The 9,943-nt window shown below is 68.0% G+C and carries 10 protein-coding genes; 1 reads left to right on the top strand and 9 read right to left on the bottom strand.

Annotation, left to right across the window (positions count from 1 at the left end):
• Window positions 1-7: 7 nt before the first annotated feature.
• The 7 genes from mraZ to ASF43_RS20445 all read right to left on the bottom strand — a co-directional run bounded on the left by mraZ (window position 8) and on the right by ASF43_RS20445 (window position 7,729).
• A complete protein-coding gene (gene mraZ / locus ASF43_RS20475; protein ID WP_056185705.1) occupies window positions 8-442 on the bottom strand; it encodes a division/cell wall cluster transcriptional repressor MraZ in 435 nt (144 codons plus the stop codon).
• Between the two features lie 271 nt (window positions 443-713).
• Window positions 714-2,075: an ATP-dependent protease ATPase subunit HslU gene (hslU, locus tag ASF43_RS20470; protein ID WP_056184850.1), complete on the bottom strand. Its 1,362-nt coding sequence runs from the start codon at window positions 2,073-2,075 to the stop codon at window positions 714-716.
• 2 nt (window positions 2,076-2,077) lie between these two features.
• Entirely contained in the window at window positions 2,078-2,623 is a 546-nt protein-coding gene (gene hslV / locus ASF43_RS20465; RefSeq protein ID WP_056184847.1) for an ATP-dependent protease subunit HslV, read from the bottom strand.
• Between the two features lie 68 nt (window positions 2,624-2,691).
• Window positions 2,692-4,344: an STAS domain-containing protein gene (locus tag ASF43_RS20460; protein ID WP_056184845.1), complete on the bottom strand. Its 1,653-nt coding sequence runs from the start codon at window positions 4,342-4,344 to the stop codon at window positions 2,692-2,694.
• A gap of 79 nt (window positions 4,345-4,423) precedes the next feature.
• Window positions 4,424-4,909 carry an RNA polymerase-binding protein DksA gene (gene dksA / locus ASF43_RS20455; protein ID WP_056184843.1) on the bottom strand — a complete coding sequence of 162 codons (486 nt, stop codon included), beginning with the start codon at window positions 4,907-4,909 and terminating at the stop codon, window positions 4,424-4,426.
• A gap of 465 nt (window positions 4,910-5,374) precedes the next feature.
• A complete protein-coding gene (locus ASF43_RS20450; RefSeq protein WP_056184841.1) occupies window positions 5,375-6,442 on the bottom strand; it encodes a GTP-binding protein in 1,068 nt (355 codons plus the stop codon).
• A gap of 87 nt (window positions 6,443-6,529) precedes the next feature.
• A complete protein-coding gene (locus ASF43_RS20445; protein ID WP_056184839.1) occupies window positions 6,530-7,729 on the bottom strand; it encodes a class I SAM-dependent rRNA methyltransferase in 1,200 nt (399 codons plus the stop codon).
• 39 nt (window positions 7,730-7,768) lie between these two features.
• Here ASF43_RS20445 and ASF43_RS20440 point away from each other — a divergent pair, with 39 nt between their 5' ends.
• Window positions 7,769-8,305 (top strand): hypothetical protein, encoded by a 537-nt coding sequence (locus ASF43_RS20440; RefSeq protein WP_056184837.1) that lies wholly within the window; start codon window positions 7,769-7,771, stop codon window positions 8,303-8,305.
• Window positions 8,306-8,308: 3 nt separating this feature from the next.
• Here ASF43_RS20440 and ASF43_RS20435 read toward each other — a convergent pair whose 3' ends face one another.
• Together ASF43_RS20435 and ASF43_RS20430 are read right to left on the bottom strand one after the other, a co-directional pair.
• Window positions 8,309-9,235 carry a tyrosine-type recombinase/integrase gene (locus ASF43_RS20435; protein WP_056184834.1) on the bottom strand — a complete coding sequence of 309 codons (927 nt, stop codon included), beginning with the start codon at window positions 9,233-9,235 and terminating at the stop codon, window positions 8,309-8,311.
• A gap of 5 nt (window positions 9,236-9,240) precedes the next feature.
• Window positions 9,241-9,924, bottom strand: a complete 684-nt coding sequence (locus tag ASF43_RS20430; RefSeq protein ID WP_056184832.1) for a DUF484 family protein — start codon at window positions 9,922-9,924, stop codon at window positions 9,241-9,243.
• Window positions 9,925-9,943: the final 19 nt, after the last annotated feature.

Below are 9,943 nucleotides of genomic sequence, written 5' to 3'. Positions count from 1 at the left end.
GCCGCCTTCAGAAAGAGAAGTCCTCGAAAGCCTCGGGCGTCGGCGCGTTCATCGCCTCGGCTTCCTTGGCCTGGTAGGTGGCCTTGTCCCAGAGCTCGAAATAGTTGCCCATCCCGAGCAGAATGGCGTCTTTGCCGATGCCGACCGCTTCGCGCAACTCCGGCGCGACCAGCACGCGGCCGGCGGCATCCATTTCCACATCCATGGCGTTGCCAAGAAAGATGCGCTTCCACCACTGTGCCGACGCCGGCAGGGCCGCGATGCGCTCGCGGAACTTGTCCCATTCGGGCCGCGGGAACACCATGAGGCAGCCGTGCGGGTGCTTGGTGATGGTCAGCGCGCCCTGCCCGGCTTCTTCCTTGCTCAGGACGTCACGATGCCGGGTCGGCACCGACAGGCGACCCTTTGCATCCAGACTGAGCGACGAAGGCCCTTGAAACACCACACACCACCTTGGTCAGTGCCATGGACAAAAGGGCTCGGCGAGCCCCTGATTCCCACTTAATTGCACTTTTTCCCACTGTAGCACCAAACATCCGGTCCACAAGCCCGGCTGCAGGTCTTTTTTGTAATCAAATCAATGACTTAGCCTCGACTTACGACCCGCAAGACGAGGAAAAGTCATTTCAAATGAAGCACTTAGCGCTGCAAGTGCATGCAGCGAGTGAGAAATGCCGAAGCCGGCCCTGCGCCTGGGCCGGCCTGGAACGGGTTCAGAGGATGTAGCGCGACAGATCTTCGTTGCGGCTGAGCTCGGCCAGCCGGCTGTCGACATAGGCCGCATCCACGACCACGGTCTGGCCTTCCAGCTTGGTGGCCTCGAAGCTGACTTCGTCGAGCAGCCGCTCCATGACCGTCGACAGGCGGCGCGCGCCGATGTTCTCCGTGCGTTCGTTCACGTCGTACGCAATGTGGGCCAATCGTGTCACGCCGTCCGGCCGGAATTCGACCGTGACGTTCTCGGTGGCCAGCAGCGCCTGGTACTGGCGCACCAGCGAGGCATGGGTCTGCGTGAGGATGGCCTCGAAGTCCTGCACCGACAGCGACTGCAGCTCCACGCGGATCGGAAAGCGGCCCTGCAGTTCGGGAATCAGGTCGCTGGGCTTGGAGAGGTGGAACGCGCCCGAGGCGATGAACAGGATGTGGTCGGTACGTACCACGCCGTACTTGGTGGTGACCGCCGTGCCTTCGACCAGCGGCAACAGATCACGCTGCACGCCCTGGCGGGAGACCTCGGCCCCGCTGCTTTCGCTGCGCGAGGTGACCTTGTCGATCTCGTCGATGAAGACGATGCCGTTCTGCTCGGCGTTGTGCACCGCCAGCGTCTTGATCTCTTCCTCGTTGACGAGCTTGGCGGCCTCTTCCTCGATCAGCAGCTTCATGGCCTCGGCGATGCGCAGCTTGCGCGTCTTGCGGCGCTGCTGGCCCATCTGGCTGAACATGCCGCGCAGCTGCTCGGTCATCTCTTCCATGCCGGGCGGGCCCATGATTTCGAGCGGCTGCTTGGTATCGGCCACGTCGATCTCGATTTCCTTGTCGTCCAACTGGTGCTCGCGCAGCTTCTTGCGAAAGGCCTGGCGCGCCGTGCTGTCGGCCGGCGGCGCGGCGGGCGCGCTGCTGGCCGTGAAGCCGAAGGAGGCCTCGGTGGCGGGCACGCGCGCCTGCGGCAGCAGGATGTCCAGCACGCGGTCTTCGGCGGCGTCCTCGGCGCGCATGCGCACCTTGTGCGTGGCCTGCTCGCGCGTCTGCTTGACGGCCACGTCGACCAGGTCGCGGATGATGGAATCCACGTCCTTGCCGACATAGCCGACCTCGGTGAACTTGGTGGCCTCGACCTTGATGAACGGCGCATCGGCCAGCCGCGCCAGCCGGCGCGCGATCTCGGTCTTGCCGACGCCGGTCGGGCCGATCATGAGGATGTTCTTGGGCGTGATCTCCACGCGCAGCTTCTCCTCGACCTGCTGGCGGCGCCAGCGGTTGCGCAGCGCGATGGCCACGGCGCGCTTGGCCTGTTGCTGGCCGACGATGTGCCTGTCGAGCTCGGAGACGATCTCCTGGGGGGTCATCGATGACATGTTCAGAGCACCTCGATCGTGTGGTGCATGTTCGTGTAGATGCAGACCTCGCCGGCGATCTCGAGCGACTTGCGCACGATGTCCTCGGCCGAGAGCTCGGTGTTGTCCAGCAACGCGATGGCGGCCGACTGCGCATAGGCACCGCCGGAGCCGATGGCCACGATCCCCCGCTCGGGCTCGAGCACGTCGCCGTTGCCGGTGATGATGAGGGACGCCTCGTGGTCGGCCACGGCCAGCATGGCCTCGAGCCGGCGCAGCACGCGGTCGGTGCGCCAGTCCTTGGTCAGCTCGATGGCCGCGCGCACCAGGTGGCCCTGGTGCTTTTCGAGCTTGGCCTCGAACCGTTCGAACAGGGTGAAGGCGTCGGCCGTGGCCCCGGCGAAGCCGGCCAGCACCTTGCCGTGGTGCAGCTTGCGCACCTTGCGCGCCGAGCCCTTGATGACGATGTTGCCCAATGTGACCTGGCCGTCGCCGCCGATGGCGACCTGCACGCCTTGTGGCGTGTTGCGGCGCACGCTGACGATGGTCGTGCCGTGAAATTGCTCCATAAGGAATGAACTTGGGTTGAAAGCCGGAAATGCAAGCAGCGGGTGCGCCGAAAGGCGGCGCGCCTGGGTCAGCTGCGGCGCGACAGGATCGTGGCGTGTTCGCCCACGCCGATCAGGTTGAAGAAGGCAGCCACGAGCCGGTGCAGGCCCGTGAAGCGGACCTGCCGGCCCGCGGTCTGCTGCGCGACGGCCCAGTTCAGCACGGAGCCGGTGGCCGCGAAATCGATGCGCACGAGCGGTGTGCAGTCGACGACCACATCGCCTGGCGCCGCCATGTCGAAGCTCGCAAGCAGATCCGTCGCATCGCCGGTGATGACGCCGGACAGCACGCCGGCCGCGGGCGGCCCCGCCAGCACGCCATCGGGGATGGTGGACAGGCCGGAATCGGTGCGGCTGAAATCCGCCGCGAGCGCCGCGGCGTCTGCCGCGGTGGCGTCGCAGGCCGCATCGCGCCACGCCGGTGGCGACACCTCGTAGGTGATGCAGTAGTCCAGCGCCACCAGATCGAATTCGTCGGGCCGGCGCATCAGGCGCAGCCACTCCATGCGCAACCGCCACCAATGCACCGATGCAGCCCGCTCACCCGAGACGGTGCGGCTGCGCAGCAGCCCGTCCAGGCGCCCGCCGCCCTGCATGCGAAGGGCCAGCGGCTGCAAGGTCCAGGCCGTGAACAGGGCCGCCAGCGGCGCCAGGGCCTCATCGTCGATGGCGCCCAGCGGCGACCAGTCGAGCAGATGCTGGCCGGACTTGCGCGCATCGACCAGGGACTGCAGCTTGAGCACCTCGGCCACGCCCAGCACGCCGGGGCTGACCCAATGCGGCGCCTTGGCGATGGGGGCGCCTTCGCGCTGGCCTGCCGGCGACCACGCCGGCGCGGCACGGCCGGCCTGGGCCACGAAATCGGCAGCCGCTGCGTCGAAGCGGGTGCGCTGGTCCGTGGCGCGGTACAGGTCGAACAGCGCCATCCAGATGCCGTCCTGCGCAGGGGTGTGCGCACCGGGGACGAGCAGGGCCTGCAGCGCCGATGCTGCGCCGGCATCGTCGCCGTTGGCAAAGCGGATCGCCGCCTCCTCGAGCGCCGGGTCGTGCACGACGACTTCTTCGGCCAGCGGCTGGACCGGCCCGGTGGGCCAGTCCAGGGTCAGGTCGTCGTCCACCGCAAGCAGGTCGCCGGACTCGGCGACACCCGCGTGCAGGTGCGCCATGGGCGAGATGTCGGTCGCCGCGAAATCGGTGTCGCGGATCGGGGTGTCGGGCAACACCGCGTGGACGGTGGTGGCGTACTGGCGGGCGTGCTGGGCGGCATTCAAGGCCACGGCCTGGGCCGTCTGCGCCGGCGGCGGCAGGCCCTGGTCCTTGCCCTTCCACCATTGCTGCGACATCTGGGCTTCGATCTCGTCGATCTTCTTCAATGTGCCGGCTCGGTCGCCCTGGTTGGACGGCAGGCTGCTCTGGAAGAACGAGACCCGGCCAGCGGCGTCCAGATCGCCGGCCGCACCCAGCGCGTTGCGCTGGCGCAGCTTGCGCAGCTGATCAAACTCTCGGCGGCGCACGAAATCGTTCGCCCGCTTGCGCTCGATCATCTCCTTGAGCATCTGCTTGCTGTAGTGGCTTTCCTTGTCCTCGGGCTGGTCCAGGTCGGACCAGCTCACCGTCGGGTTGCGGACGAACTTGACCACCTTGGACAGCAGGCCGCCGGGTGGTTGTTCGTCCTGGGCCATGTACGGGGGAGGTGGTGGCAGCGGGGCAGGTGGTTGGACAGGGCGCGGGAACGACGACGGCGCGACGCGCCTCGCGAACTCAGTCGCCGAACATCTTCTGCTTGAGCTCGCGGCGCTGCTGCGCTTCCAGCGACAGCGTGGCCGTGGGGCGAGCCAGCAGGCGGCCCACACCGATGGGCTCACCGGTTTCGTCGCAGTAGCCGTAGTCACCCGCGTCGATGCGGCTGATGGACTGTTCGATCTTCTTGAGCAGCTTGCGCTCGCGGTCGCGCGTGCGCAGTTCCAGCGCGTGCTCTTCCTCGATCGTGGCGCGGTCGGCCGGATCGGGCACGACGACGGTGTCTTCGCGCAAGTGTTCCGTGGTCTCGCCCGCGTTGTTGAGCATGTCCTGCTTCAACGTGACCAGCTTGAGCCGGAAGAACGCCGTCTGCTTCTCGTTCATGTACTCCGAGTCGGGCATGGCCAGGACTTCCTGGTCGGTCAGCTGGTCGGCCGGTTTGGTCTTCCAGTTGTTGGCCAGCTTCGGGTCTTTCTTTGCGGCGACGTGTGACGGCGGGGCAATCATGGGGGACGGTGCTTCTTGCAGGTAACTGGCCTTCGCAGCGGTGGAGGCCACTGCGGGGCCCATGGATGGTACGGTGATTTGCGCGAGCCGCGAAGTCCGACCCGCTTTCGCGGGAATGGACGACGGCGGCGGCGACACGACGTTGCTGGTGCGGTTCGCACCAGTGGCCGGAGCCGCTGTCTTGGCCGTGCCTGTCTTGGCAGCGGCTGCCTTCGGCGGCGGCACTGCAACGGTGGGTTCAACCTTCTTGCCGTGTGCAAGTTCCTTGTGCGGCTTGGCCGCAGCCTTGGATTGGGCGGATGGATCTTTCACTCGGGGACCTCCTCACGAGCCGGTCAAAACCGCCAGCCGGACGCTCCGGCAAGCAGGGGTTCGACCGCCGCCCGCAACTTCGGGACGGTTTATACCCTCAATACGGGGCTTTTCGGCGGCTGGGCACAACTTTGTGCCAATCGGCTGGCCGGCCTACAGCAGGCACTGCTCCAGGCCCTGCAGAAAGATGTCTTTGGGCAGGTCGATGCCGATGAACACCATCTTGCTGTTGCGCGGCTCGCCCTCGGCCCAGGCCGGGCCCAGGTCGCTGCCCATCAGCTGGTGCACGCCCTGGAAGATCACCTTGCGCTCGGTGCCCTGCATATGGAGAACACCCTTGTAGCGCAGCATGCGCGCGCCGTAGATGTTGACCACGGCACCAAGGAAGTCTTCGAGCTTGGCGGGGTCGAACGGGCGGTCGGCCTTGAACACGAAGCTCTTGACGTCGTCGTCCACGTGGTGGTGGTGGCCGTGCCCATGGTCATGCGCATGCGAGGGGTGGTCGCAGTGCTCGCCATGCTCGTGTGCATGGTCATGGTCGTGGTCGTGGTGCGCATGGTCGTCTTCCTTCAGGAAGTCGGGGTCGATGTCTAGCTTGGCGTTCAGGTTGAAGCCGCGCAGGTCGAACACCTCGCTGAGCGCCACCTCGCCGAAGTGCACGGCCTTGTGCGGCGCGCGGGGGTTCATGTGCTTCAGGCGATGGACCAGCGCGTCGACCTCGTCCTTGGCGACCAGGTCGGTCTTGCTGATGAAGATCTGATCGGCAAAGCCCACCTGGCGGCGCGCCTCCTGGCGTTCGTTGAGCTGCGTGGCGGCGTGCTTGGCATCGACCAGCGTGAGGATGGAGTCGAGCAGATAACTCTCGGCGATCTCGTCGTCCATGAAGAAGGTCTGCGCCACGGGGCCAGGGTCGGCCAAGCCGGTGGTCTCGATGACCACGCGCTCGAAGTCCAGCTCGCCCTTGCGCTTCTTCTCGGCCAGGAGGGCCAGCGTGGAGCGCAGGTCTTCGCGGATCGAGCAGCACACGCAGCCGTTGTTGAGCTGGATGATCTGCTCGCCGGGCTCGGAGACCAGGATCTCGTTGTCGATGTTCTCTTCGCCGAATTCGTTTTCGATGACGGCGATCTTCTGGCCGTGGGCCTCGGTCAGCACGCGCTTGAGCAGCGTGGTTTTGCCCGAGCCGAGAAAGCCGGTCAGGATGGTGGCGGGGATCAGGGCCATGGGGAGGTCTCGCAATCTGGATGCCGGGCGGCGGAAGGCGGGTAGTTTAGTGAGCTTGCCAAGGCCTTGCGGCCCGCGCAGGAACGCTCAGCGCCGCATGACGACCAGGCCCTTCAGGTACTCACCCTCGGGAAAGTTGATGGTCATCGGGTGGTCGGGCGCGCCGCCCATGCGGTCGGTGATGTAGCCGTCGACCTTGGCGTCCATGCCCGCGCCGGCCACGATCTTGTGGAACAGCTCGGCCGGGATGCCGCCGGAGCAGGAATACGTGAACAGCACGCCGCCCGGCTCCAGGAGGCCCAGGGCCAGGCGGTTGATGTCCTTGTAGGCGCGCGCGGCGCGCTCGGCATGGGCAGCCGTGGGGGCGAACTTGGGCGGGTCCAGCACGATGGCGTCGAAGCGCCGGCCTTCGGTGGCGAAGCGGCGCAGCGAGGCGTTGACATCGGCGTCCAGGAAGTCGGCCTGGTCGGCCGCGAAGCCGTTCAGCGCCACATGGGCCGCGGCCCGCGCCAGCGCCGGGCCGGAGGAATCGATCGAGGTCACGTGGCCGCCCGTGGTGCCCGCCGCGCGCATGCCGGCCAGCGCGGCGACCGTGAAGCCGCCGGTGTAGCAGTAGCAGTTCAGTACGCGCGCACTGCCTAGGCGCTGCACGGTGTCGGCGAACCGCTTGCGGCTGTCGCGCTGGTCCAGGTAGAAGCCGGTCTTGTGGCCGGTGGCCACGTCCAGTGTGAGGCGCCAGTCGTGCTCGGTGATGGTGAGTTCGGTGGGCCCGTCGCCGCGCAGCCAGCCCGTGGCCTCGGGCAGGCCTTCGAGGCCGCGCACGCTGGCGTCCGAGCGTTCGTACAGGCGCGTGAGGCCGGTGATGCCGCACAGCGCGTCGGCCAATTGGGCTTTCCAGCGCTCGGCGCCGGCCGAGCCGAACTGCGCCACCAGCGTGTCGCCATAGCGGTCGACCACCAGGCCGGGCAGCCCGTCGGACTCGCCATGCACCAGGCGCAAGCCGTCGCTCCGGATATCGAAGCGGCTGCGCGCGGCAATCGCGCGCTCCAGCTGCGCGCGCAAAAAGGCGGCGTCGATGCGCTGCTCGGCGTCGAAGCTCCAGGCTCGCGCACGGATGCGCGAGGCGGGGCTGAACGCAGCCCAGGCCAGGAAGTCGCCGTTCGCGGCCTCCACGCGCACGGTCTCGCCGGCATCGGCACCGCCTCGGGCGATGGCCGACTCGAAGACCCAGGGGTGGCGGCGCAGCAGCGACTTTTCTTTGCCCTCGCGCAGGCGGATGGTTTTCATGGCGCGGATTGTCGGCGACGGCCCGCCGATACTCGCCGCATGACGACCATCCAAGCCCGCCGCCAACTCATCGTGATCCTGCTGTTGTGCGTGGCGGCCGTCGCGGCCGTCATCCGGCACTACGCGGAGCGCGGCTCCACCGTGCACAACGTCAGCACCGTCATGATGCTGCTCTGGCTGCCCGTGGTCGGCAGCATCGTGGGCTGGTTCTACGCCAGGCTGCAGCGCAAGCCGCCTGCGGCGCCGCCGAGCTTCGCGCCGGGCCGTGCCTTCGAGCCCCAGGCACTGGTCGAGCTCACGCTGCGCCCGGCCTCGATCCCGGCGGAAGACGGACCGGTGGCTATCGGCGAACACCGCTTCGTGCTCGTGGTCGGCCACCAGGGCTTCCAGTCGCGCTGGCAGGTGGCGCCCGGCGAAGTGGTGCGCCGCGGCCAGACGCACCAGCTGCATGTCGAATTCCTGACGCCGCAGACGGCGCTGCCCCAGCTGCCGCAAGGCACGCCCTTTCGCATGCTGGTGGGTGACGCGTTCACGGGCGATGGCCGGGTGCTGCAGGTGCTGGCGCCCGCAGCCTGACCGTCACGTGCCGGCTTTGCGCCGCGCCCGCGGATGGGCGGCGTCGTAGGCCTTGGCCAGGTGCTGGAAGTCCAGCCGCGTGTAGACCTGTGTGGTGGCGATGTTGGCGTGGCCCAGCAGTTCCTGCACGGCGCGCAGGTCGCCGCTGGACTGCAGCACGTGGCTGGCGAACGAGTGGCGCAGCATGTGCGGATGCACGGGCGTCGTCAGCCCGGCCAGCAGACTGCGCCGGCGCAGGCGTTGCCAGATGGATTGCGAAGTGAGCCGCGTGCCGTGCCGGCCCAGGAACAGCGCCGGGTTCAGCGCCCCGACCTCGCCGCGCAAGGCGATCCACGCCTTCACGGCACGCTGGGCCTGCGCGCCGATGGGCACGCTGCGCCGCTTGCTGCCCTTGCCCAGCACATGGGCTTCGGCCGCGTCCAGGTCGATCCAGCCGCGCGCCTGCGGGCCGGCGCGCACGTCCAGCCCGGTCAGCTCGGCCACGCGCAGGCCGGCGCCGTACAGCAGTTCGACCATGGCGGCGTCGCGCGCGTCCAGCCAAGGCTCGTCGGCCTCGGCGCTGAACTCGGCCAGTTGCACGGCCTCGTCCACGCCCAAGGCCTTGGGCAGGGGCTTGCCGGCCCTGGGCGCGCGCACGTCCTGCACCGGGTTGCTGCCCACCATGCCCTCACGGCCCAGCCAGGCGTAGAAGCCGCGCCAGCCCGACAGGATCAGCGCGATGCCGCGCCCGCTGCGGCCGGCGCCATGCATCTGCGCCACCCAGCGCCGGATGTGGGCGTTGTGCACCTGCAGCAGCGGCACGCCGGCCGCCTCGGCGAAGGCGCGCAGCTTGACCAGGTCTTCGTGGTACAGCGCCAGCGTGCGGTCCGCCAGGCGCCTTTCGACGCGCTGGTAGGTGAGGTAGCGGTCGACCAGGCCGTCCGCGTCCATGGCCGTCAGCCCTGCAGGCGCGACAGCGCGGCGCTGGCCAGTTCGGCGATGCGCTCCAGGAAGTCCGTGCCCATGCCGGACTCGAAGCGCTGCGCATCGGGCGAGGCCAGCACCAGCATGCCGAAGGCCGGCTCGGCGCTGTTCAGCTCGCCCACGCGCAGCGGCATCAGCACCACCGACATGGCCTGCGCCGGATCGGGCAGCCACTGCACGGCATCGAAGCCGGGGTTCACGCCGCAAAAGGGCGACGTCAGCGAGGAGGCAAAGCTCTTGGCGTCGTCGCTCACGCCCTGGGCGAAGCTGTGGCCGGCGTAGTCGGCCGACACACCCCAGACCTTGATCGCCACCTGCGGCACGCCGAACTGGGTCTGCACCTCGCTGGCGATGCGCTGCGGCAGCTCGGCCGGCTGGCGTGTGCGCAGCAGACTGCGCGCCCAGCGTTGCAGCTTGTCGGCGATCAGCACGTTCTCGTTGCCGTGGCGGATCATGTCCATGATCCGGTGCTCCAGGCCCTTGATCTTCTCGCGCAGCATCTCGGCCTGGCGCTCCTGCAGGCTCACCGCGCGGTTGCCATGCGGGCTGGTCATCTGCACAGCGGCCAGCACTTCGGAATGCCGCTCGAAAAACGCCGGCGTGTTCATCAGGAAGTTGGCGATGTCGTCTTCGGTGATCGGGTTGTGGGTGTTCATGCTGCCTGTACTCGGAAAG

It is taken from the genome of Pseudorhodoferax sp. Leaf267 (assembly GCF_001422405.1).
Lineage (GTDB): Bacteria > Pseudomonadota > Gammaproteobacteria > Burkholderiales > Burkholderiaceae_C > Pseudorhodoferax.
This window is presented reverse-complemented; position numbering and strand designations above follow the sequence as displayed.

What these genes read in the sequence shown, in the direction of transcription:
- ASF43_RS20460 (WP_056184845.1), bottom strand. Translation starts at nt 4,344, where the DNA reads ATGGCCCAGGACGAACAACCACCCGGCGGCCTGCTGTCCAAGGTGGTC.
- ASF43_RS20440 (WP_056184837.1), top strand. Translation starts at nt 7,769, where the DNA reads ATGACGACCATCCAAGCCCGCCGCCAACTCATCGTGATCCTGCTGTTG.
- ASF43_RS20450 (WP_056184841.1), bottom strand. Translation starts at nt 6,442, where the DNA reads ATGGCCCTGATCCCCGCCACCATCCTGACCGGCTTTCTCGGCTCGGGC.
- ASF43_RS20445 (WP_056184839.1), bottom strand. Translation starts at nt 7,729, where the DNA reads ATGAAAACCATCCGCCTGCGCGAGGGCAAAGAAAAGTCGCTGCTGCGC.
- ASF43_RS20430 (WP_056184832.1), bottom strand. Translation starts at nt 9,924, where the DNA reads ATGAACACCCACAACCCGATCACCGAAGACGACATCGCCAACTTCCTG.
- ASF43_RS20435 (WP_056184834.1), bottom strand. Translation starts at nt 9,235, where the DNA reads ATGGACGCGGACGGCCTGGTCGACCGCTACCTCACCTACCAGCGCGTC.
- hslU (WP_056184850.1), bottom strand. Translation starts at nt 2,075, where the DNA reads ATGTCATCGATGACCCCCCAGGAGATCGTCTCCGAGCTCGACAGGCAC.
- dksA (WP_056184843.1), bottom strand. Translation starts at nt 4,909, where the DNA reads ATGATTGCCCCGCCGTCACACGTCGCCGCAAAGAAAGACCCGAAGCTG.
- hslV (WP_056184847.1), bottom strand. Translation starts at nt 2,623, where the DNA reads ATGGAGCAATTTCACGGCACGACCATCGTCAGCGTGCGCCGCAACACG.